Source organism: Spirosoma harenae (assembly GCF_054776975.1).
On the sequence record NZ_BAAHBD010000030.1, the window covers coordinates 74,030 to 99,084 of the forward strand.

Here is a 25,055-nt window from a genome sequence, read left to right on the forward strand (position 1 = left end):
TGGCAAACTTTCCAAAAACACAATACATTCATGACTGCGCAAATTTTACTAATTGAAGATGACGTTCAGATGCGAGAGAATGTGGAAGAACTGCTGACGTTGGAGGGTTTCCAGGTGGAAACGGCTACCAACGGTCGGGAAGGGATCTGTCAGGCTTTGCTACATACACCAGATCTGATTCTTTGTGATATAATGATGCCTGAAGTGAGCGGCTATCAGGTACTCGAAGTGGTCCGCTCCAATCGCCTGATATCGAAAGTGCCTTTTATATTTTTGACGGCCAAATCAGATCCGACCGATTTGCGTCGGGGTATGGAGTTAGGCGCTGACGATTATCTGACAAAGCCGTTTACGTTTCAAAATTTATTAACTACCATTGAAAGCCAACTGAAGCCAGAAGGCCTTCGAAAAGCGCAGTAAAAACCAGGTAAAGTATACTACCTGACATTGTATTTGCGGCTGCCAGAAACATCAATTTGTAAACGAATTTTAGAAGGGTTTTGGCTACCAGTTGACTATGATTTTCTAACTATTCGATTTCGCGTAACGATTAGTTTTTAGTCTTATTTATATGGCTTATTCTAAGTTACTCACCCGTCAAATTTCCCGCTATTTAACCGGTGAATGTCAACAATCGCCTGAAATGGCCAAATTTCTGGAAGCAGTGGACCGATCCTATCTCGCTTATGAACGGGATCGGGAACTGACCGAGCGGGCCTTCGCCCTTAGCGAAAAAGAATATAGTGCATTACACACTACGTTAAAAAGTGAACTTCAAATAAAAAAACTCTCCGTTCAACAGCTTGAAGAAGCTATAACCACAATTAGTGAGTCAAATTTCCAAACGGAAGGTAACGATTTATTATCGATCGCCCGTTTCCTTCATCAGCAAATTAACCAGCGAAAAAATGCTGAAAAAGTTTTTACGTCGCTGATTACAAACATGGAGAATGGGGTACTACTGGAAGATGAGAAGCGAGCCGTTGTCTTCACCAACCAAATTTTCTGTGAGCTATTTAATCTTCCGGTTTCACCAGAAGCTTTACAGGGCGTTGACTGTACCCATGCCGCCGAAGCGTCAAAATACTTATTTAACGAACCAGAACAGTTTGTTCGTCGCATTGATACCATTCTAGCCGATAAGAAGCTGGTCAGAGGAGATATTCTGGAACTGGCGAATGGGAGTGTATACCAGAGGGATTACATTCCGTTGTTCATCGATCAAAATTACAAGGGCCATCTTTGGAGCTATACCAATATTACTGAACAAAAAAAGAGCCGGGATGCGCTGGAGCAAAGCGAGTTGAAGAACCGGCTGATTATGAATGGGGCACTCGATGCCATCATTACCATAGATATAAAGGGAATAATCACGTTCTGGAACCCGCAGGCCGAAAAAATATTTGGGTGGACCAGCCAGGAGGCACTTGGTCAGAAACTAGCGGATTTGATAATCCCAACCGTTCACCGGGGTAGTCATACCCAAGGATTGCAATCGTATATGCAAACCAGAGAAGGACCGGTATTGGGGAAGACTCTAGAGTTACCGGCACTAAACCGAGCAAAAAAAACCTTTCCCATCGAGTTATACATTATTCCGTTAAAACAGGGAGAAAATGAGTTTTTCTGCTCATTCATCCGGGACGTGTCCGAACGCAAAAAATATGAATCTGAATTAGAGAAGCTATCTCTGGTGGCCAGCGCCAACAAAAATGGCGTTATTTTCGTCGATCTCAGCGGTAAGATTTTTTGGGCCAATGAAGGTTTTCAACAACTTACTCAATACAAGTTTAACCAAGTTTCAGGCAAGACCCTCTTTGACATCTGCCAAGGCCAGTACACGGATGCCACCAGCCGCGTTACTGTTGACAATGCGTTCAATAAAGGACAAAGCTTTGCCTTAGAGGGAATCTATTACAGACAGGATAAAAGCTGGTTCTGGGCGCGCATCAGCGGCCAACCCATTATCGATAAGCAGCAGGCCGTTACACAATATTTTTTTATCGTGGAAGATATTTCTCAGGAGAAAATTGTGCAGCGTCAACTGAAAGAATACGAAGAAAAGTTGCGGATGGCGCTGACCAACGTTGGCGATAATTATTGGGAACATGATTTTCGAACGCAGAAAACCTATTTCTCCAACCCAACAAACAGGTTACTGGGCTTTCCAATTGATGAGTCAACGGATCTGGCTAGTTTATGGTGGCATCAGGTTCATCCGGCTGACCGACCCATGCTCGAAGAGAATGACAACATGTATCGGGCTGGTTTACGTACCCAACATGCCATAGAGTACCGGATGATTCACAACGATGGATCGATCAAATGGGTGCTTGATCGGGGGGTAGTCACTGAGCAGGATGCGGCTGGAAAACCACTAAAAATTATTGGCACTCACATTAATATTACCCATCAGAAAGAGCTAGAGATTGCACTCAAAGTAGCCAAAGAGGCCGCTGAAGAATCGACCCGTTCGAAAGAATTATTTCTGGCCAACATGAGTCATGAAATCAGAACGCCCATGAACGCCATTATGGGTATGAGTAATCAACTTAAAAAAACCTCGTTAACTGAGCAACAACAATTCTATCTAAATACCATCCAGGCCGCTTCCGACAACCTGTTGGTCATTATTAATGATATCCTGGATCTCTCCAAAATTGAAGCGGGAAAACTTATCATAGAACAGATTGGCTTCGAGCCTCATCAATTAATAAAGAAGGTGATCCAAATCATGAGCCATCGGGCCGAAGAAAAAGGGTTGTTATTCACCAATTCATTTTTTGATACCCGAACAGCGCCTGTTTTAGTAGGCGATCCTCATCGGCTGACGCAAATACTACTTAACCTGATTTCGAATGCTATCAAGTTTACCGATAAGGGAAGCGTTGACATTCGTTGTCAGGTCATTGAGGAAGATGCTACCCAGCAAACTATTCGGGCCAGTGTCCAGGATACGGGAATAGGCATGGATGAGGAGTTTGTCCGAACAATTTTTCAAACGTTCAGCCAGGAAGATACATCCATCACCCGTCGATTTGGTGGCACAGGGCTGGGCATGAGCATCTGCAAAAATCTGGTTGATTTAATGGGTGGTCAGATTGAGGTGAACAGTCAGAAACAGGTGGGAACCACTGTATCGTTCTGCATCACTTTCAACAAAGGAGAATTCAGTCAGTTACCCCAAAACCAGCCCGAACAGATTAATACGGATTTCCTTTCAGAGAGTACGATTTTGGTGGTGGATGATAATGAAATGAATCGGTTACTGGCTTCTACCATCCTAAAGAATTATGGAGCGTTGATCGATGAAGCCCGGAATGGATTGGAGGCTCTTGAGAAATTAACAACACAACCGTATAATCTGGTTTTGATGGATGTTCACATGCCGATTATGGATGGGCTGGAAGCTACCAAACAGATTCGAGAAAAAATAAAAAGCCAATTGCCGATTATCGCCTTAACCGCCTTAGCCGTTTCAGGGGATCGGGAAAAGTTTATGAAGGCTGGCATGAATGATTATTTGTCTAAACCTTTCGATGAGCCAAGTCTACTGGCCGTTGTGGCAAAGTGGTTGGGAAAAGATAGTGTCTTTCCTGAGACTATCAGCGAAACAAAAAATCAGGATAGTCTATTTGACCTTTCTGAACTCCGATCAATTGCTCAGGGCGAAGAAGAGTTTGTTTGGGAAATGGTCAACCTGTTTATTGAAATGGTGCCAGCAGGCATTAAAGAAATGAAAGCGGCTTATGAAGCTAACGACTTTAAAAAAGTTAGCCAGCTCGCTCATCGGCTGCATCCTTCTGTGGCAACACTTGGTATTAACTCACTAGCTGATGTATTGGTTGACATCGATAAAAACGCAGAAACCTACCAGACTAGCCAGCGACTGGAAGAATTAATTACGCGTCTTGATGAAGTGATTAAGGAGGTAGTCGATCAATTAATAACGAATGGCAGCACGAATAAACTAAGCTAGTTGCTACCCTACTTACTTGGTGGCCACCTTTAGGGCTTGCTATAGTTTAGCCCATGGCCAAATTTATAAAGAGCATATCCAGGGGACTCTTGGGAGCCGGGTACGTCCGACTTGTTCTCCAGAACCATCTGTTCAGAAGCTGGAATCGTGAAGGGCAGTTTACCCGTTGGGTTAAAGGCTCCGCTGACAACATCCAGCAGCGCATCCGCCGTCGTTCCGAACGTCGCTAAAAGGGTTTGGGCATCATGACTGTTGATTTCGTTGATGACCCAGGGACTGGAAAAGTTGATGGCGACAATTGTGGGTTTACTTTTTATCAGTTCATTGACGTGCTCCACATTGATTCGGTTTTTTGACAGACTCAACGCAATGGGCTTATCGGCAGAAGCAAATAAGCCCCCCGCGCTTGGCATGATCCAGACTAAGATCACGTCGGCCTCTTCTTTGCTGGACACCAACGCTAATTCACTCGTCGATTGAGTCGGTTTATACACCGTTATGGGATTTCCACCACGCCCATTATCGTAATAGGTTTCAAAATATACTTTTGTTTTAGGCCGCAATGGAAGCAGTTTCGCAGAATTGTTCAGTAGTGCAATGGACTTCCGCTGAGCTAAATCAGCTTTCTGCTGAAACTGACTATTCCCAACAATTTGCTGCGCCTTTTCGACGTCGACGTATGGATTTTCAAAAAGGCCAAGCACAAATTTTTCCTTTAGCAGACGCCCAACCGATTCATTAATACGGGCTTCGGATACCTTTCCCTGTTGAATGGTTTCTAGTAAGGTCGTTGGGTCGGCAGTTCCAGAGAACAGGTCAACACCCGCTTCCAGGGCTTTTTGATAGCGTTGATGAAGCGTTAGGTTTTCCACGCCCCAAGGCATCATTTCAATCGGGCCTGTATCGGAGTTGACAATGCCCTGAAAGCCTAACTGTTTCCGCAGTAAATCCTGGATGATGGCTTTATTATAGGAAAAGCCGACTTCTTCAAACGCTTTCCCTTTGGGGCTCGAATAATACGGCATGATGGCCGAGGTACCGGCGGCAATAGCAGCTTTGAAAGGCTTGAGATGGTAGTCAAACATGCCGCCGGGATAATGGGCATATTTCCCCCAGTCAAAATGCGAATCAAGGCCGTTCTCCTGAGGGCCTCCTCCTGGAAAATGCTTGGTCGTCATGGCCACCGATGCCTTTCCTAACTGGGTGCCCTGAAAGCCTAGAACAATTTCCCGGATCATATTGGATGCCCAATCGGCATCTTCGCCAAAGGTCCCTTCGATCCGTTGCCAACGAGGCTCCGTCGCCAAGTCAGCCATGTACATATAGCCTTTACGCAAACCTACTGCCGTCCATTCCTGACGGGCTATGTCGGCAAATTCGCGGGTGAGTTGAAGGTCGTGCATGGCTGACAGACCTAATTCGCCCGGCCATTTTGAAAACGCCGTTGTGCCGACACTCAGGCCCGCAGCGGCATCAATGGTAATATGGTTCCGAGGGTTGGAGGCAACAATAGCGGGGATGCCCAGGCGCGTTGTCTCGCAAAGCGTTTGTAGGTTATTGGCCCATTCAGCAATAGTGCGAGCGGGTGGATTCGCCCGCAGGATGAAGTGACGCAGGTGAAACTGGGTTACGCCTTTGGTGGTACCGGCCGCCGACATGATCGGTTGGGGAAGCGGCTTGCGGGTGAACATGTTGTTGGGCTGCACCAGGTCTTCTTCATTAAATGCGCTGGTGATTGGGGCCGGGCCACGTTCGGCGGGGCCGCGGTCGGTTCTTGGCACATTTTGCCCAAACCCGTTATCTCCGCTCATGCGTGTGGTGCTAATGAGCATAAAGCCCACTTTTTCCTGAAGGCTCATCTGTGAAAGCAGATCCTGCACGCGGGTTTCGACGGGCAGCCGCCAGTCCTCATAACGATCTAGTTTCCCATTTTTGTTGAGGTCTTTAAAGGTCAGCCCCTTCTGGGTGAGCGTCTTTACCGAGCGGAAGCCCAAAAGGGGTTGAAGTGGCTTTTGAGCCAAGGTTAAGCTTTTCATTCCTAGCCATACTAGCAGAGTTACCGCGAGCTTTACGACAGATGTTGGCAAGCAATTCATCAGAGAGATATCAAATTCGCTTGGTAGTTAGGGAACAGGGTAGTGTTGATTCTTGCTATCCTGTTCCAGCGATGTGGTGGAATCTAAAAACAACATTAAGATTTCTTAAGAAGATGGGTCTTAGTTTATTATACTTGTCAACCGATTAAGCTGTAAACAGCTTTGCCTACCGTTGATTGAATCACGGTGACTTTTAATAGATCGATTGTAAAAGCCAACCATGGTTTATGAAGACATTCTCACAAATCCCTCCACAAAGTGATACGAAAGAAGGTTACTATATCTGCTCCATTAATGGGGTGTTAATTCGCTTTCCGCTATTGATTAAATCATATTGGATAGACATCATATTTTATCCTCAGTTGTGTAAAGCATCTACGAGCCCATTTAGTGGGATGACATAAAATAAATTTCCCGGCAGATCGCTACCGGGAATTTACCAAACCAACCTATCTGTAAATTAAATTATCCTCTTCCCTACTTACGCTCTGCCTGTATGACTAGCACCTGCTGTTGTTCCAGCAATTTTTTCTGCAAGTCTGCATAGTTAACCTCCTGGACACTCGTCCGTTTCTGGTTCGCGAGTACTGCAGCATTGCCACAAGCCTGTCCCATTGCCATAAATGTGAACTCAATACGAATAGCTCCGTAAGCAATATGGCTCGATGATGGGCAGGATGCCGTCAACAAATTCGTACACTCAGATGCTTTGGGCACCAGCGCCCTGTATGAAATACCAAACGGTTGCCAGGTATTATCTCTAAAGACAGACCCTTCATTATAGGCATACCCATCTTTCACGATTCGTCGAACACTATGGATATCGGGCGGCCAATACGCAACGGCAACCGGGTCAGGAACGGGCGGTGGGTTGTCTTTTCGTACATGATGTTCCGTGATCACGTAGTCGGAAACCATTCGGCGGGCGTCACGCACGTAAAATAGACGAGGCCACCCACTGTTATCGGTAAATTCGTCTTTGCTGAGCCCCCACAAGGCCCATTCTTTTTGCAAGTCAGGAGCCAGCCGACCCACTTCCTCATCATTCGCCAGGAAGTAAAATAACCCTTGGGTGAATTGTCTGTGCTGGGTCAACACAGCTAGTCGGGTTGTATAATTTCCGCCGGGGTACGCCATATTCAGGCCGTACAGATTATGCGACAGATCGTGCCAGGCCCCCAAATCCGTCTTTCCGTTCGGAATATCGGCTCTTGGTGTATAGAGTTTACCACCTGCTTTCAGGTAACGCAGGTAAATTTCATACTCATCGCGACGATATGTATCCGGTTTCTGAAACGGTATCTGGTTTGCCGGATTTTTAGTCAGGCACATGCGAAAACAATACGCCTGAAGGTGTTTATCACCGTCGCCAGGCGTTCCAAGCGGCTCATCCTGTATGGTCGGAATCAGGCCACTAGTCGGATCACCCATCACCCGATATGGATCGACCTTAACCAAAAACTGCGCATGATCCGTATTGGCTTGAATGCCATTTTTGGCCTCGCCATACGTAGCATTTGATTCACGACCAATAACCGTACTGACTCCGGCAGCATACAATAAATCCCCTTCGATGGTCGCATCAATAAACATCTTTGCCCGATACGTTTGTCCATTCTCTAAGTTGATCTGGTGAATAGCCGTTCCTTTTTTGAGTACCGCATCGTTCGATTCCCGCAATCGGCTTCCATAGTAAACCTTGATCGGATACGAAGCGACCCAATCGAGAATGATCCGTTCGGCTACATGTGGCTCAAATCGCCAGATATTCGGCTTTTTAGTGCCATTCCGAAGAACTTGCTCGAATTCGTCTGAACGTCCGTAGGCTTTGGCAATTCGCCGATAAAACTCAAGCGCGAGCCCACCTACAGCCGGGCTATTCTGGAACTCCTGATGATTGTCGATATCAGTGCCTCCGAGCCCTTCAACCATCATGCCACCTAAGTGGTGCCCAGGTTCCAGTAAAGCTACAGTTTGACCCAATCGGGCAACCTGAATAGCGGCTGCAACGCCAGCCGGCGTTCCTCCGTACACAACAACGTCATAAACAGGCTGAGCAGCAAGAACCTCATGAATCAGAAATAAGAATAAAATCAGACAGTTTCTCATTGACGTTCTGGAATCAATAGCCTTCGTTCTGTTTTAACGCCGGATTGGCATCAATTTCTCGCTGGGGGATCGGCATCAGGGTATGATAGGACTGTATGGTCGTAGCCCGGCCAAAGCTGGTTTCGGCTTTCACCGCCGTCAACAACCTGCCTGTACGAACCAGGTCGAACCAACGCTGCCCTTCAAAACAGAGTTCCAGCCTGCGCTCCAGCCATACGGCTTCTTTAAATGCCTGATACGTCAATCCCGAAAGTGGATCTAGTCCGGCGCGGGCACGTACTTTATTGATAGCTTCATACGCCTGCGCATTAGGCCCTTTTCCCGCTTCATTGAGGGCCTCGGCATAAATCAATAACACCTCTGAATACCGAAGAATCGGGGCGCTCTTCCCGCCATTTCCCGCAACAGTAGATGTTTGGTCTGCTAGTTTCCAGAACGAAACACCTTTGGCCGGATCGGTATCTGTCACCGATAAAGGGGTAGTTACTTTTGTAGTAGGGTTCACAAAGGAGGTCAGAAACGTAACAGGCTTCCGTTTGTCATTCTCCGAATAGCTATTGAATAGGCTTTGGCTAACCCGAAAAATACCACTTCCATTTCCCGGAACGATGGGTGACCCACGGGGAGCATAGCCAGTGGTAAAATTATTCCCTGCCAAATCGGTAATGTAAAGCACCTCGAATAACGATTCCTTTCCACCCCGGCTAGCCAGGCTGAATACATCCGAATAATTGTCCCACAGGTTATACAGGCCTAAATCCATAACCTCTTTCGCTTTGGCAGCCGCCAGCGCCCAATAGGGCGAAGCGGCATCGGTACCCGCCCAGGTCAGGTAGACTTTCGCCAGAAGTCCTTTTGCCGCTCCCTGCGTTGCTTTGCCGACATCGGCGCCTGTGTAGGCTTTGGGTAAGGCCATTTCGGCATCCTTCAAATCTTTTTCAATCTGCTTGTACACATCGTCTTTGGTGGCACGAGCGATGGATACCTCTGCCAGGCCGGTTGTTTCATTCAGGACAAGAGGCACTCCGCCAAAACATTGAACCAGTGTAAAGTAGTGCATAGCCCGCAGGAATTTAGCTTCGCCAACGTACCCCTGTTTGATCGTTTCATCCATACTGATTGGAGGAATCCGATTCATAATAATGTTAGAGCGTTGAATACCCATATACGCATTCTGCCAGATCATACCCGGAAACGTATTGGTCGGCACCACGCTATAATTCCACAAGGCCACCCGGTCGGCATTACCCGTCAGAAATGGGATACCATCGTCGGCAGCCACCACGTTGGGCGTCATCAACACCTCGTCTCGGTACATCGAGCGCAGCATACTGTACATGGACACAACAGCGGCTTTGGCGTCGGAAGGGGTTTGGTAATAGGTTCCGACCGAAACATTGCTTTTAGAAGCTAAATCGAGATCCGGTACACAGCCAACCAGGATCAGAAATACGGAAAAGATGCTATATTTTTTCACAGAATGTCGGAGTTAAGGAGTTAGAATTTCACGTTGAGGCCAGCCAGAAAGGTTTTAGCCGTCGGGTAACTTCCATAATCTACGCCCTGACTAATGGAGCTTGTACCAGAAAAATTCACCTCGGGATCGTAGCCTTTGTAGTTGGTAAATGTGATCCAGTTCTGGGCCGATACGTAGACTTTCACCTGCTGGAGTGCCAGTTTTTTCGATACGGTCTGCGGTAATGTGTAGCCCAGCGAAATGGTTTTCAGACGCAGGTAGGAACCATCTTCGATGTGAAAGGTGGACAAAATACGCTGCCCACCTGCCGAGTTAGCTCTTGGAATATCGGTGTTCGTATTGGTGGGCGTCCAACGGTTCAGCACATCTTTCGACTCGTTGTTATTGCCATTCAGGTTATACAAACCGAAGCGCCCGAAATTCATAATACTATTCCCTGAACTGCCTTGCAAAAAGATGGTCAGGTCGAGGCCTTTGTACGTAAACGTATTGTTCAATCCGCCAAAGAATTTAGGATAGCCATTCCCGATGATGGTACGATCCAGATCATTAATAACGCCATCCCCATTCAGGTCTTTGTATTTCAAATCACCGGGTTTTGCCGTTTTCTGAGCGGATGCATTTACTTCTTCCTGCGTCTGAAAAAGACCATCGGTGACGCGTCCATAGAAGCTCCCCAGCGGCTCACCGACTTTCAGTAATGAGGTGTTAGATACTTGTAGGTGACCACTTGACGCACCGGCCGTAAACTCAGACCGACCATCCAGGGTCAGTATTTTATTCTTGTTGAACGAGATATTAAAATCGCTATTCCATTTAAAATCCTTTGTATCGATGTTCACCGTCGACAGGGCAAACTCCCACCCCTCATTGGATACCTTGCCAATGTTCTGTTGAATGGAGCTATAACCTGTTGTTTGCGGAACGTTAACCGAAAACAATAAATTGGAGGTTATTTTCTGGTAGTAATCGGTAACTAGTCGGATTCGGTTGTTAAACAAGCCAATATCCACGCCCGCATCGAACTGCGTATTTTTCTCCCATCGCAAATCGTAATTACTAATCGTAGCAGGAACACCCCCCGACTGAATGGTTGGCGTAGCTCCGCCCAATACGCCCTGGGTAATGGCAATATTCGACAGGTACGAATAATCTGGGATGCTTTGGTTACCCGCTACGCCATAGCTCAGGCGCAATTTTAAATCCGATACCGACTTCTGATTTTGCAGAAACTTCTCGTTAATCACGCGCCAGGCGAAGGCCCCCGACGGAAAAAAGCCATACTTGTTGTTAGGGCCAAACCGGGATGATCCGTCCCGACGAGCAGTCAGGGTGACTAAAAAACGGCTATCGAAGCCGTAGTTGATCCGGGCCAGATACGACACCAGTGCCCAGTTGGCGGCTCCCGATGCTGGATTTTGCAACGTGGCCCCGGCTCCCAGATTATTGTAGAGCGCAAAATCGTCGTTGAAATTGATGGCATTGGCCGTTACGGTTTCGATGTTGTACGCTTGAGACGTATAGCCCAGTAATGCCGTCAGGTTATGTTTTGCGGCAAAGGTTCGGCTATAGGTCAGCGTATTTTCGTTCAGGTAATTAATGTTCAGCGCGCTCGACACCGAAGCCGATCCATTGGTGGTGGCTCCCAGTTGAATAAGGCGGGTGGCGTAGTTGTTTTGTTTACTGGCCAGTAAATCAGCCCCCCAGGTCGTACGGAAAGTAAGATTCGCCCCTATTTTGAAATCGGCGTAAAAATTAGTCAACAACCGAAGCGTGTAATACAGGTTCGTCACCTCTTTAGCCAGCCCCACGGGGTTGTCGACCAGACTCCCATTTAGCGTACTTTGATCGCGGTAGTAAATGCCCGGCGACGCATAAATAGGGAAAACGGGCGCATAGTTCAGGGCGGCATTCGTAACCCCACCGGCTGCCCCGCCATCGGTATCTGTGCGGCTACTATTCGAGCGGGTATGCGCCCCCTGCATCGACAGGCCAATAGTCAGCCAGGGCTTTACCTCCCGATCCAGGTTAGCTCGTAGGGAAAATCGTTTGAAGTACGAATTCTGAATAATCCCCTGCTGATTATAGTAATTTCCGGAGATAGCGTACCGGGTTTTGGTTTCTCCACCCGTAAAGGATAGCTGGTAATTTTGAATGGGAGCTGTTCGGAAAATCTCATCCTGCCAGTCGGTGCCTTCTCCGAGCGATTCAGGGAGCGGGCGGGCCGCCGTGGAGCCGTCGAAATAAGCGGTTCCCCCTCCATTGATTCGGGCTTCGTTAATGAACGTAGCATACTCACGAGCATTCAGCAACGGAATCTTACGCCGGACAGACTGTACGCCATAATAGGATTCAAAATTGATAGTCGACTGACCAGATTTACCTCGTTTGGTGGTTACCAGCACAACCCCATTGGATCCCCTTGAACCATAAATAGCGGTTGCCGAGGCATCTTTCAGAATCTCAATCGATTCAATATCGTTTGGGTTTATGGAATTAAGATCACCCGTCGGAAATCCGTCGATTACGTATAACGGGTCATTTCCCGCATTGACGGAACCCGTACCTCTGATTCGAATGGTAGACGAGCCACCCGGTGCGGCCGAATTAGAAGTTACCTGCACGCCCGCTATCCGGCCCTGCATAGCCCGGTCCAGCGAAACGATGGGGGTTGCTTTGATAATCGATTCATCAATTCTAGCCACCGAACCGGTCAGATCACTCTTCTTAACCGTACCATAGCCAACTACCACCACTTCGTTTAGTGATTTATCATCAGGCACTAGTTGAAGGTCGATGGTGGTGCTGTTTCCAATTGGTACTTCCTGGTTCTTATACCCCACAAAGGAAAAAACCAGTATCGTAGCTGGGCTTTCGTCTGGAAGCGAAAGTTTGTATTTCCCTTCCGCATCGGTGGTGGTACCGCGTGTTGTATTTTTAACGACGACACTCACACCGGGTAGCCCCTGCCCCGTTTCACTTTTGACCGTACCCGTAATTGATCGATCAGCAACAACCGGCAAGGACTCAACAACGGGTTCCATTTGTTCCGACGTACTAGATTGTTCTTTCGGAAGAAGCTGAATAACAATTTGTCCGCTAACGACCTGATACGTTAGTCCTAATGGACGTAATAAACGCTCCAGCACAATAGCTAATTCCTGATTTTGTGCCTGCAACGATACTTTCCGCATCACCGGAATTGCATTGGGACTGTACACAAAATCGACATTGGCGATACGCTCAAGCCGAGTAAGCGTTGTTTTCAACGCCACATCATCTACTCGAATCGTAATGGGGCGCTTAAGAAAATCCTGCGCCTTGCCATCGTGGGCAAGCGACGTACCAGCCAGTAGCAGAATCAGGAAAATAGGCGGAAATGAGATTTTCATGACGGTTAGAAGACACAAACCGAACATTCGATAAAACTTCATACTTTTGGTATGTTTTGTTGGGTGAAAGGAATAATTCGACAAGACAATCCCCGGCTCATCCTGGCAGATGAGTAATGACGTGAATCAGCGGGGCCATATCAGGCCGAATGTGTAGCCGCACATTCGGCCTTTTTGTTAGCAATAGGGTTAGGGCATAGACAGTTGTGGGTTAAGGTTGATAACTAGCTACGGCATACAGCCTGCTCCGTTGATGATAATGCGCGGCCCCTGAATTTCGTAGCGGGCATTAATTGCCTGGCAAAGCAATTCCAGTTTGCTGTACAGTGGCTGCTGAGTAATATTTCCCGTGAAGCGACAAGCCTCAAGTGCTTTATTACCCAACCGCATTTCAATTCCGTATTCCTTCTCCAAACGGTTCAGCACTTCTGGCAAAGGGCTGGCATCGAAGGAAAAGTTGACGGACGCCACCTGATTAGCTGACCGAATGGGCTTTGGTTCTTCAATCAACCCTCTGGCTACCCGGTTCTGCTCAACGAAAATGGTTACTTTCTGATTGGGGGTAATGACGGCTTCAGCTTCCTCATTGGTTTTTTCGTCAAGATTACCGGAATGGTCTTTTTGTTTAAAAACCGCCACTTTACCCGTTTGTACGGCGACCTCTACCGTCTGCGCGTTGGTCGGTGCCGTTACCCAGAAACTGGTTCCCAATACACGCGTTGCCACTTTGCCGCTATAGACTAAAAAAGGTCGGGCCGGATTGCGTCGAACCTGAAAAAAGGCTTTCCCCGTTAGCCAGGTTTCCCGTTTTGGGCTTTTTAAACTGGTCGTATAGCGAATTGAACTGTGTGGCTGTAATTGAATAAGACTTCCGTCAGTCAGCGCGATTTGCTGCAACTTATCGGTCGTGTTCGTATGGGCAATAATTCCCGACTCGGCTGCACCACTTGCCACACCACTCGATAAAGCGCTGTTCTGCAGTCGATACGTTATGAACGCACCAATACCAACTAAAATCACGATGGCCGCAGCCGCAACCCAACGCCAGATAACCGGGAATGGGATTTGTCGTCTAGTCTCTTGGACTGCCTCCTCTTCATCCGTATTGGTTTGCTGATCAATAGCTTGCCAAAGCTTCTTCTTTATCTCTAACCGTTCTGCCTCGTTCATCAACAGTTGATGTTCTTTCCCCAACTGCTCATACCAACTATCAATCAGCTTAATTTCTTCGTCGGAACATTGCCCGTTTTTATACCGATTAAGGAGGCTGGCAAACTCATTTGGCGTGATCATGGGCGGTTGAGCATCTTGGCGTATATATGGAAGTCGATAAAGCCATCCAATCACCCTAAATGATTTTATTAAATAGGAGATTATTTATATAATAAGTCCAATATTCTATTAAAATACTTTTAAAATTACAATTTAAAGTATAGTTTCGACTTAAGGTTCCTAGAACTATTTGATTAAAAATTTGCAATTTAGCACTCACTTTTGAGCGACTTAGAGTTGATAGTTATGAGTCAGCAAACCTCTGTTTTCAACGATTGGGATGATGTACAGGTCCTAAAGGCGCTGTCGGAGGGGAATCGATTGGCTCTGGCCGAGTTATACGAACGGTACTGGTATGATCTCTACCGGGTAGCGTTTCAAAAAACAAAATCGCGGGAAGTGGCCGAAGAATTGGTCCAGGACTTATTTGTGCAACTCTGGCAAAAACGAGAATCACTCGAAGTCCGTCAGGTTAATTTCTACTTATTTCGCGCCCTTAAATACTCCGTAATCGACCATATCAAACGACAGGTTGTCGAAGAGAAATACCTGGCGTACCAGCATTTTTTTGCTCAACAGGCCAACTCCTCAACCGAAGACCAGGTTGCCTACGACAATCTGGTCGAAACAATTGAGTCAGAATTGCTTAAACTTCCCCCTAAAACGCAGGAAGTCTTTCGGCTGAGCCGCTTTGAGGGACAAACGATTCCCGAAATTTCCCAACGGTTGTCGATAACCGATAAAGTGGTTGAGTATCATTTATCTAAAGCCCTCAAACTATTACGTGTCCAGCTACGGGATTATTTGTTTGTGTGGCTATTTTTCTTCTGGTGACTCTCAGAAATGCGGAATGAACAACTCACGATGTTTCTTTAAACTTCGCTAAGTCCAAGGGCAAAAATTGGGTGTACGTTCAATTAGGAATTGGCAATTTAGGCACCAAAGCGTATTGCTTATGTTACTACCTGAGCTGGGCAGATATTAAAAAAACTGCCCAACTATTGCAAAATGATAGTCTCATAAAATGCTCCAACCTAAGACGAAGCAGATTCTGCTTAAATAGGGTGCCCAGCTAGAAGGATTATAAGCGAACATAGGTAATATATTGCCTTCGCAAACAGATACAGATTATTCCTGGAAAGGTGAATTAGCTTCGCTATTTCAAGATCACATCCTTGATCTTAATGCGGAACAGGCCACCCGTGAACTGAACTGTCTCCGGCATACCGTTCTCTAGCCGGTTATAGACAGTCATATCTTCCTTAAAGGAAAGAGCAAAGCGCCCTTCGACTACACCGGTTGCCTGATCGATCTTCGTCACCCTGATCCAATCAGGTTTTGCTCCCTGGTTGATATAGCGTTTCGCTAACCCGCCGGAATTGCCCAAATACGAAAGATTTGCTTGTTCATTTTTTAGAAAGCTACGTTTATTCAGCTTAGTAAGAGTAGTTCGACCTTTGTTGAAGGGAATGTTATAAATCATCAAGATCTGGGTCCGATTACAGTCACCGTTAACGCATCCCGTAGTTGTGTTAGAGTTTGGCTCACTCCCCATGCCTGGATAATCAATATCCGTGTAGACCAGCAGGTTCAACGTCCTGCCATTGTCGGGCTGTTGTGTTGATTCCTTGATGCGTAAGAGTTCACCGGTACCGTACCAGGTAGAATCGTTGAGCTTACTAGTCACATTGAATGAGCTGTTGGCGGAGAGTCTGGGCTGTCTGATGCATCCGGCACCGATCAGCAGGAAGAATATACAATAATAGCTGGTCTTCATACTTGCTTTCTTTGAAACAAGAAGAAGGCTATTTCTTAAAACTACCTATATAGTTATTGGTATAAGGTTAGCTATGCAAGCGTTAAGCTTTGAAATCGCCAGCTGGTGCGTGTATCCTAAAATGCTCCTACTTGAGACGAAAGAGCGTTCATGTAGCTGCTTTATAATTCGGGCGCTTAACGAGATGGCTTCATTAAGTAGAAAACGCCGGATCGAATTTGTAGTTTAGTCACAAATATCCTCCTGATTATGGCTACTTCTCCGCTGGCAGACGACATAACCATCTATCGCACCTTACTCAATTCGATGGATGAGGGCTTCCATATTAGTGAGCTACTCTATGATCCCACTGGACAGCCCATCGACTGGCGCTACCTGGAAGTCAATCGTGTGTTTGAACAGCAGACAGGCATGGAAAACGTAGTGGGCAAGTTGGGCAGTGAGGTGGCTCCTCATACCGAAGCCTACTGGTTCCAGGCCTATCATCGGGTCCTACAAACGGGGCAGTCGCTCCGCTTTGAGAACTACAACCAGGCCACTCAGCGGTGGTATTCGGCCTATGCCGTACGGGTCGGTCCGCTGGGCAGCCAGCTATTCGCCGTCGTCTTCGACGATATTACCCAGCGCAAAAAGACCGAAGAGGCCCTGCGACAAAGTGAAGACCGTAATGCCTATTTGCTCAAATTGAGCGATGCCCTTCGACTGATCGCTGACCCAATTGCTATTCAACAAACGGCCATGCAGGTGCTGGGCCAGCATTTACAGGTGCAACGCGCGTTTTATGGGGAATTGCAGGCCGATGACGATACATTGATCATTGGGCCGGGCTATGCTCAGGGGGTGTCGCCTTTGGTAGGAAGCGTGAGCTTTTTGGCCTTTGATACTGACATGGTGGAGACGTATTATCGCCAGGGAAAAACCGTAGTGATCGATGACGTTCATCAAAACATGGAGTTTTCCCAGCAATCAACAGCGGCTTTTGACGCCATTCAGGTGCGAGCGGCAGTTGGGGTGCCCCTGGTGAAGGCGGGCAACGTACGAGCTATCTTGAGCATTCATCAATCGGTGCCGCGTCACTGGACAACCCTTGAAATAGCCCTGCTGAAAGAAACCGCCGAGCGCACCTGGGCCGCCGTGGAACGATCCCGCGCTGAAGAAGCCTTACGCCGGAGCGAAGAACAGTTTCGCCTGTTGGTAACGGCGAGTTCCGATTCACTCTACCAGATGAGTGCCGACTGGAGTCAGATGCTTAATCTAAAAGGCATGAGCTTTCTAAGCGATACTCGGCAAGCGAGTACCCATTGGTTAAAGCGTTACATTCCTGATGACGATCAGTCGAAGGTAGAACTGGCTATCCATGAGGCTATCCAAGCTAAACAGCCCTTTGAACTGGAACATCGGGTTATTCGGGCGGATGGCAGCGTAGGCTGGACCTTATCCCGAGCGATCCCGGTCCTGGATGAGAAGGGAGAGATTCGGGAATGGTTTGGGGCGGCCAGCGACATCACCCCTCGCAAACAGGCAGAAGAGCAGTTACGTCAGGCCGACCGGCGCAAGGATGAGTTTTTAGCCATGCTGGCTCACGAGCTACGCAATCCGTTGACGCCCGTTCGTACGGGGTTACAGGTGCTGAGTCTGACGCATAGCGGTGAGCCAACGATAAAATCACTGCTACCGATCATGAATCGGCAGATGGATCATGTGATGCGCCTAGTGGACGATTTGCTGGACGTGAGCCGCATCAGTCGGGGTACGATTGACTTGCAAAAAGAGCCACTGGACCTGGCTAGCATCGTCGCTCAAGCCGCTCAGGCCATCCGCCCCCTCTATGAAAAGGCCAGTCGTCAGTTGCTAGTGGCCCTACCGACCGACTCTCTGCCGATGAACGGCGACGCAACCCGTCTGCATCAGGTGGTGACCAATCTCTTGACCAATGGCCTGCGCTATACTGAGGACGATCGCAACGGCGAACCGGGTCAGGTTTGGCTTTCGTTGGAGAAAATAGGCTTTGAAGCGGTATTGCGGGTTCGGGACAACGGTATTGGCTTGGCCGCCGATCAGCTTCAGACGATCTTTGGCCTATTTGTGCAAGTGGATACCTCTCTGGCCCGCTCCAACGGTGGACTAGGAGTAGGATTGACTCTGGTCCAGCAACTGGTCGAAATGCATGGCGGTCGTATTGAAGCCTTTAGTCCCGGCTTGGATCAGGGCAGTGAATTTGTGGTACACCTGCCTGTTTTCCAGGCTTAACTACGCTAACCTCCATGATGAGTAACCAGACGAGTAGGCTCCCAAACCGCATTTTAGCGGTAGACGACAATCAGGATGCACTGACAGTTTTGCAGATGCTTCTACACCTAAAAGGCTATCAGGTTCAGACCTGCACAAGTGGTCAGCAGGCTTTGCAACTGGGTGAACAAAACCCGCCTGAGGTGATCCTACTAGATATCAGCATGCCCGGCATGGATGGCTATGAAGCCTGCCGTCGGATTCGTCAGCAGGCTTGGGGACAATCGGTTCTCATCTTTGCCTTAACGGGGTATGGACAGCCAGAATCTATTCAGAAGGCATATGAAGCCGGTTTTAACGGGTATTTGATGAAACCAGTCGATTTGGCTGCGCTGACGAGCTTGCTCGAAAAGGGATGATGTTAACCTTCGAAAAAGCTCAATAAAATGCTACATTACCTATGCATTGGAGGATGATTAACCTCGACCAACTACTGACAAACACACTCAATCGACTCTTTTCATTCGGCAAAATCTAACGGTCTGATCAGAAATGAATTAACGCATGCTTCATAACAGACGTTAATTTCATTGAGAGAAGCCTCAGCGCTCAGCATGACGACGGGGATCATCTTAAAGGTCCCTGCCATTTCAACACCTGCAAGGTTTGATGACTATTCAGATCGGGCATGTGTCGGTCCAGCAGGATGAGGCTAGGTCTGGGGTTTAATTCACTAAGAGCATCCAACAGCGCAATCCCACATCAAAAGGCGTAGGGTGTACCTGGGCAGTTGTTGGAAGTGGAACCACTTCCCAACTCACTGAAAAATTATTGCTTTGTTACTATATTTTTTGAATCAGATGTAGGCAACATAATGGCCGTTTTATCGCTCAAAATAATAGGTATAATCAGGAATGTGAGTTCATTTTTACCGATAAAACGGTGATTTATTAGTTGAGATAAGATGATAGGAAAAGGTCATCTTATCCTACCCAAGTTATTAGTGTTTTGGTAACAAATCATCTAAACTAATAGATTGATAAAACAGGCGTTTTTGGCGAGAGTGTTACCTTGAAATTTTCAGCCTAAGCCGAGCCATAGCCTCTTTTTTAATAGGTTTCGTACTCGTATTTTCTTATAAGTTGACCGTTCTCCCCGGTTGACTTTATTAACAACCCTCTTTCGTCATAGGTGTAGTTTACATCCGTTGTAATGGGATTGTTTCGACAATAGGATAGTCTACTGGTGCCAATCCCTATTCCAAAATAGGGGTTAGGTTTATTGTCATATTGAAAGTAGTCAAGGCTGGATGAGGCCGTATATTGGTTAAGACGAGTGGGCATTTGTGTTAAGTTCATGGTCGTAATATTCCCATCGGTATAGGTATATTCTTCGACATAGTAAAAGGTGGGATCAAACTGCCAGCCTGTATTTGTTTTTTTCGAAAGCTTTGTGGGAAGCCTGGATGAACCGTTGTACGCGTACTCGTAGATATAATCCAATGTAAAATTGGTGGGGAATACAGGCTCTTTTGAGGTTGAGCTATATTCTTTAACTTGAGTCACTCTGTCAGTAGTATCATAAACATAAGTCGTCATTCGACGGTGTTTTGCATCTGAAGCATCAGGGTTCTGAGTCAAGACGGCATCTTTTTTTTCCAGTCTGCCCTGGGCATCATAAACCGAAGTTTCAAGCGTTCTGGTCTCCCACAACGTAGTGAGAGGGGGAGCAACCTTTAGCGAATATTCGGTAAGCTGAGTGATCAGTTTTCCTGATTCATCATAGGTATAGGTATCTATAGACTCTTGCCCACTCGAATTACTTGACTTAGTCGGATCAAGGGTGCCATATGTGGAACTAATGGATTTCAAGCGATACCGGGGCTCGGTGGCTACCGGGGCATCCTGGCAACTGACCAGCAGGGTCATTAGGGTCAGATACCAGCCATATGTAAATAGACGACGTTGCATGATTTAGTCTTGGCTGATCAACCAAATGATGGTTCTTCAGCTATATAAACGATCCATACGAATGGTAAGTCCAAACGAGTATCAACAAATGAATGAAGACTTGTTCCTGCTAGTTTCATAGTGGTCCATCCCCCTCCTAAATTGTATTTATAGGACACCTTCACAAATCGCTCAACCGATAAGTCAGTTAATTTTTTTCGGTAGGCGACCCTGGATCCGTAAGGGTGGCGAAGTCTTCAAGATTCAAGGATAAGAATTGACGTTGACTTTAGGAGCCGATTTACACCTTAATGACTTTATAGAGCCTTACTAAAAGGGCATAGACATAAATTGCCATCAAATAATTACCCCCAAAGGAGATAGCCACCATCAGCCAGGTAAATTCCATCTGGAATCGGGCCGCGATATAGGTAGCCATTTGCAAAAAGAGCATATGAAATAAGTACAGCGCAAAGGAAATTTTACCCGTATAGGTAAAAAATCGGTTTAGGAAAGGTAAATGGGTATTATACACAAAAATGGCCAGGCTCATATAGCCGACTAGCGCTGGAATGTCGTTCAAGACCTTTCCAACTGAACCGAACGTAGGTGGAAGAACAGCGTATAAAAGTAGGGCAACTCCGGATGTAAGCAGGAGCGTGACCGATGGCTGGTTCCAGAATTCGAACTGTTTCTTTTTATATCGATCAGCCAGGTAAATACCCAAACAAAATTCCCATAAATACTGTAAAAAAAAACTGTTCCAGACCCGGACGCTTTCCTTTCCAATGCTGATAATCAACGCACTCCAGGCTAGACTAATTACAAAGGACAAACCAATAAATAGCCGGGTAGGTAAGCGGTCTTTGGCGTTAAGAATGGGCAAAAAAGCCAGGTATAAACTAAGGATGAGCGAAATAAACCAGAAGTGGTAGCCATAACTGCCCACAATGCGCTCATCAAACATTTTATAAAGAAACAGATGGCCCAAATAGGCATACCAGGAAGAGCGGTAAAGTGGAAGGGCCAAACTGATTAAGGCAATAACCGTAACACTTAAACTAACGGGGATATAGATCTTTAGGAACCGTTTTTTAATAAAAGACCCAAAGGATAAGGGTTTGGCTAGATGAGACAGGTACAGGCCAAATCCGGAGACAAAAAGAAACACATGAATGCCCGTACCTCCGAATTGAATCAGTTTTTTTCCCAGGGGTGGTAAAGCCACTAGTTGAAAACTGTGCAATAGAATGATCGACACAATGGACACTCCTTTCAGATAGTCCAGTACGTCTAATCGTTTTTTAGTGCCAACTATGGCTGATGTAACAAGTGATTTCCTTCGATATTGGCTTATTAATGGTAAGGCAGTAATGATAGTTGGTAACATACAGAACGGTAGGTATAATGCTCATGTAGCATTAGACAACAGCCGCACTCGGCTATATTGAAACAAATCAGTACCTGGGCCTGAGTACGTAAACTGTATCTTCTGGACTATACCGAAAAAGACAAGTCACAAGTTTGTTAATAATTATTTTAAACAATATAAAGAGATAAATATGTTATCATTGACTAGTAGTGGTAACATAATACTCAGCCTAGAGGCTTACTTCCACTGTTGTTTCAACAAACAACTGATGGTGGGCCCTCCCAGATTTGCCAGGCAAGAAAGCCAAGGAGATTGAAGCTTAAGCTGGTCATGAAGCTGTATATTCCCTTTTCTTACTTGACTTCCTAAAGTAAGAAAAGGGAATATACTGTTAACTCGCAAAGTACTGTTAATCTCATCGCTCATAAATAGATCCGATTTGAGACGAGGTAATGCCCAAAAAATCAGGCGTTTCATACTACACTAGGTACTTTACTGAACAATCTTCAAAAGAATGGCTCTAGCCGGCCCAGTTAACCAAAGCCCTTCGTTTGATAAGTGGCCAATTGCACTTGTTTGCCTTTTCTGAGCCTTTCTCGATAGGCCAGCTTCAGGGCCTGAAACGGAGTTCAAATCGTTCGCTTCGTGTTCGAACGGTAATGCCTACACCCAACTTTTATTTTGGATTAATTCATACTGGACAAGTTCAACGAGGGCTGAATGATCAGGGGCAGATAGACCCGGAAACATGAGCCCTTATCCGGTTTACTCTCAACCCGTATGGTCCCTTTATGATTCGCCACAATCTGTTTGCAGATCGCTAACCCGATGCCACTCCCCGCATACAAACTATTACCATGCAGCCGCTCAAAGAGTTTAAAGATGCGCTCGATAAAGGCCTCTTCGATGCCAATGCCATTGTCAATCACGCTGAGTTCATAGTACGACCGGTGGTCACTTAAAGCAGGTAAACCAGTACCCTGTTGGATAGGCCCCAGCACTAGCTGACAGCGGATAAAAATCTGGGGCTGTTGACCTGGCTTGGTAAATTTGAGCGCATTCGATAACAGATTACTAAACAGTTGCTGCAATTGAACCGGATCGCCCCATACCTGAGGTAGGTTATCTACTTCCACAACCGCCTGCTTTTCGTCGATCACTACGTCCAGATCACTTAAAATACCAGCCAGAAGATCATTCATATCCACGAGTTGATGAGTACTGTGAGAACCCCCCAGCCGGGAGTAATCGAGCAATCCCCGAATCAGCTGACTCATTCGGTCACTGGATTGACGAAGCCGATGAAGTAAGTCAGTTCCTGAAGCCGATAAGTGTGCACCCTCCTGTTGCCAGAGCAGTTCCCCAAAGCGTTGAATCTTACGTAAGGGAGCCTGCAGATCATGACTAGCCACAAACGCAAATTGCGCTAAGTTGTCATTTGACTCCTGAAGCTGACGAAGCGTTAGGTCTGCTTTTTGTTGCGCCTGCTGATGATCGGTCACGTTGATGAAGGTGACCACCACCCGATCCCCGTTTTGCTTAACGGCTGATACCTCAAACCAGCCCTGTAAGCCCTGATCATCCTGATAATATTGCATGGAGTGTTGGGCTTCTCCGGTGAGGACCACTTGTTTATAAAGGTCCAGAAAGCCGTTTTCGGCATTGCCTGGAAAGACGTCTAAGAGTGTGCGGCCCCGCATTTGATCGGCATCCCGGCCGGTCATGCGTTTGACGGGTGCATTGGCCATCTCCAGCCGAAAATCAATGATGTCACCTTGCTCATTACGAAGCGCAGCCATCGACAGAATCCCATTGATGGACGCATCTAAGGTGGTTCGCAACTGATCGGTTTGTTGCATCAGATCCACTTCGAGTTGCTGTTGCTGGGCCAGTTGAGTCACCAGGTTCTCCTGGAGCTGGTGGAGTTGCCGTTGCTGACGAACGCTCTTGCGGAGCAGTTGCGCCAGGGATGCGGCTGTTAAGACCATCAACAAACAAATACCCGCCAGCCATCGTCCCCACCACTTGCCTTGGCGGGTGGCTTCTCCAAGACTAGACTGACGATGAGCTAGCCGTTGCTTTTCCACCGAGATCATTTGGCGAATCTGTTGCTGAAGCCGATCCATCAACGGCATTCCTTCCTTAAGTTCTCGTTGGGCTACGCCCTCATGCTGCCCCACCTGGTAAAGACCAATCAACCGTTGACTGAGTTGGAGTCGTTGCTCAATGCGTTGCTGGAGGATCGTGAACTGGGGCTTCTGTTCCGGATACTTGGCCAACAGCGGCCGCAGATCGTTTAGTTGGATAGGTAGCTGCTGGCGCGCTACTTCATACGGTTTGAGAGCTCCCGGATAACCGCTCAACAAGTAGGCCCTGGTTGCTGATTCAGCTTCTAGGGCTAAGGAACCAACCTGTTCAAGCTTGACAATCAGTACTCCGGTTTGCAAAAGCCAATCCTCCTGCTGCTGACGTTGTTGTTGACTCTGATAAAGGGAATAAAGAATAAACGATAAGCAGGTAAGGGTAAATAATAAGGCGGTCAGCATACTAGCGCTTAAAAGCTTTGGTATCCTTGATGCCGCGAGAAGACTCCTCATGTCGAGTTAATTATGGACGAAAGTAGTGGTTGGTTGTCAATTTGTTGATTCACTTGAGGATTTTATGTATTTATCACCAGACCTTCCTAACACCAACGAGTGAGGTAGCCCTTTGTTCAAATAAAGTTCATTTGATTCGGTAATTGTCTTTATAGACAGCCATGGATAGGCTGAACTCCGCAGGGGCTGCATCCATTAGCGAAGCTGGTAGTGATAAATATCCTGTAATTAACCGCCCTTGAGCACTCGCGGGATGGTCCGCGCTGACCAAACGGTCAACCGCATACGATTGATTGTTAACCCGTGCTGGCGTGTCGATGGTGTTTTCGACGGTCGTTTCCTCCGATGATTCCATCCAGCGACGTTGACATGAATAAAATGAGCTTTCTCATGGGTGATTGCAAATTGTCTGTTAGAGCTTGGTGCTACGCAGCCATTAGTGAACACGGGTGAGTGTCTGACTCAGATCGTCTTCCCACGTTGTGTCGTCTTTCCTTAATTCGCCTTTTCCAACGATGGTATTCCCGTCATTCGTAATGGTTCAGGTGCATCGCTGCGAAAAACCGGGGGTATTGCGCCACCATTTTACCACGTTGTTTTCTACCGAGACCTCGTTTTTTCTCGACACGTTCCGCTCGCCAAAATAAAGCATAACCAATTCGCCGGTCGTGTCGTCGCTGCCGAAAATGGCAATACCAGCCGGGAAGCCTTCTTCATCCACCTCAGCATACCACCGCAGAAAGGCTCCACCCTCAATCCACTGGAAGGATGCTTTCCCAATCAGCACTTTGCCGGGAACGGCGAGG

The 25,055-nt window shown here is 47.0% G+C and carries 16 protein-coding genes; 5 read left to right on the forward strand and 11 right to left on the reverse strand.

Annotation, left to right across the window (positions count from 1 at the left end; all coding sequences use genetic code 11):
• Positions 1–30: 30 nt before the first annotated feature.
• Together ACYVE4_RS27055 and ACYVE4_RS27060 are read left to right on the forward strand one after the other, a co-directional pair.
• A complete protein-coding gene (locus tag ACYVE4_RS27055) occupies positions 31–420 on the forward strand; it encodes a response regulator transcription factor (protein WP_461043497.1) in 390 nt (129 codons plus the stop codon).
• A gap of 151 nt (positions 421–571) precedes the next feature.
• Positions 572–3,979: a PAS domain S-box protein gene (locus tag ACYVE4_RS27060; protein ID WP_461043499.1), complete on the forward strand. Its 3,408-nt coding sequence runs from the start codon at positions 572–574 to the stop codon at positions 3,977–3,979.
• A gap of 29 nt (positions 3,980–4,008) precedes the next feature.
• Here the strand turns inward: ACYVE4_RS27060 and ACYVE4_RS27065 are convergent, their stop codons facing one another.
• The 5 genes from ACYVE4_RS27065 to ACYVE4_RS27085 form a co-directional block, all read right to left on the reverse strand.
• Positions 4,009–6,015, reverse strand: a complete 2,007-nt coding sequence (locus ACYVE4_RS27065; protein WP_461043501.1) for a glycoside hydrolase family 3 protein — start codon at positions 6,013–6,015, stop codon at positions 4,009–4,011.
• Between the two features lie 537 nt (positions 6,016–6,552).
• Positions 6,553–8,184 carry an FAD-dependent oxidoreductase gene (locus tag ACYVE4_RS27070; RefSeq protein ID WP_461043503.1) on the reverse strand — a complete coding sequence of 544 codons (1,632 nt, stop codon included), beginning with the start codon at positions 8,182–8,184 and terminating at the stop codon, positions 6,553–6,555.
• 13 nt (positions 8,185–8,197) lie between these two features.
• A complete protein-coding gene (locus tag ACYVE4_RS27075) occupies positions 8,198–9,661 on the reverse strand; it encodes a RagB/SusD family nutrient uptake outer membrane protein (RefSeq protein WP_461043505.1) in 1,464 nt (487 codons plus the stop codon).
• A gap of 20 nt (positions 9,662–9,681) precedes the next feature.
• The gene (locus tag ACYVE4_RS27080; protein WP_461043507.1) at positions 9,682–13,053 is read right to left on the reverse strand and encodes a TonB-dependent receptor; all 3,372 of its coding nucleotides are present in this window, start codon (positions 13,051–13,053) and stop codon (positions 9,682–9,684) included.
• A 228-nt stretch (positions 13,054–13,281) separates the two neighbouring features.
• On the reverse strand, positions 13,282–14,346 hold the full coding sequence (locus tag ACYVE4_RS27085) for a FecR family protein (protein WP_461043509.1): 1,065 nt from the start codon (positions 14,344–14,346) through the stop codon (positions 13,282–13,284).
• 225 nt (positions 14,347–14,571) lie between these two features.
• Between ACYVE4_RS27085 and ACYVE4_RS27090 the strand changes: the two genes are divergently transcribed.
• Positions 14,572–15,159, forward strand: coding sequence for an RNA polymerase sigma-70 factor (locus tag ACYVE4_RS27090; RefSeq protein WP_461043511.1), 588 nt, complete (start codon positions 14,572–14,574; stop codon positions 15,157–15,159).
• Between the two features lie 322 nt (positions 15,160–15,481).
• Here the strand turns inward: ACYVE4_RS27090 and ACYVE4_RS27095 are convergent, their stop codons facing one another.
• Positions 15,482–16,102 (reverse strand): hypothetical protein, encoded by a 621-nt coding sequence (locus ACYVE4_RS27095; protein WP_461043513.1) that lies wholly within the window; start codon positions 16,100–16,102, stop codon positions 15,482–15,484.
• A 249-nt stretch (positions 16,103–16,351) separates the two neighbouring features.
• Between ACYVE4_RS27095 and ACYVE4_RS27100 the strand changes: the two genes are divergently transcribed.
• A complete protein-coding gene (locus ACYVE4_RS27100; RefSeq protein ID WP_461043515.1) occupies positions 16,352–18,352 on the forward strand; it encodes a PAS domain-containing sensor histidine kinase in 2,001 nt (666 codons plus the stop codon).
• Between the two features lie 14 nt (positions 18,353–18,366).
• Positions 18,367–18,750, forward strand: coding sequence for a response regulator (locus tag ACYVE4_RS27105; protein ID WP_461043517.1), 384 nt, complete (start codon positions 18,367–18,369; stop codon positions 18,748–18,750).
• A gap of 690 nt (positions 18,751–19,440) precedes the next feature.
• Here the strand turns inward: ACYVE4_RS27105 and ACYVE4_RS27110 are convergent.
• The 5 genes from ACYVE4_RS27110 to ACYVE4_RS27130 all read right to left on the reverse strand — a co-directional run bounded on the left by ACYVE4_RS27110 (position 19,441) and on the right by ACYVE4_RS27130 (position 25,036).
• Positions 19,441–20,301, reverse strand: a complete 861-nt coding sequence (locus ACYVE4_RS27110) for a hypothetical protein (RefSeq protein ID WP_461043519.1) — start codon at positions 20,299–20,301, stop codon at positions 19,441–19,443.
• A gap of 280 nt (positions 20,302–20,581) precedes the next feature.
• Positions 20,582–21,670: an acyltransferase family protein gene (locus ACYVE4_RS27115; RefSeq protein WP_461043521.1), complete on the reverse strand. Its 1,089-nt coding sequence runs from the start codon at positions 21,668–21,670 to the stop codon at positions 20,582–20,584.
• A gap of 668 nt (positions 21,671–22,338) precedes the next feature.
• Positions 22,339–24,198: an ATP-binding protein gene (locus ACYVE4_RS27120; RefSeq protein ID WP_461043523.1), complete on the reverse strand. Its 1,860-nt coding sequence runs from the start codon at positions 24,196–24,198 to the stop codon at positions 22,339–22,341.
• Positions 24,199–24,376: 178 nt separating this feature from the next.
• Positions 24,377–24,604 (reverse strand): hypothetical protein, encoded by a 228-nt coding sequence (locus tag ACYVE4_RS27125; protein WP_461043525.1) that lies wholly within the window; start codon positions 24,602–24,604, stop codon positions 24,377–24,379.
• Between the two features lie 186 nt (positions 24,605–24,790).
• A complete protein-coding gene (locus ACYVE4_RS27130; RefSeq protein WP_461043527.1) occupies positions 24,791–25,036 on the reverse strand; it encodes a hypothetical protein in 246 nt (81 codons plus the stop codon).
• Positions 25,037–25,055 lie beyond the last annotated feature (19 nt).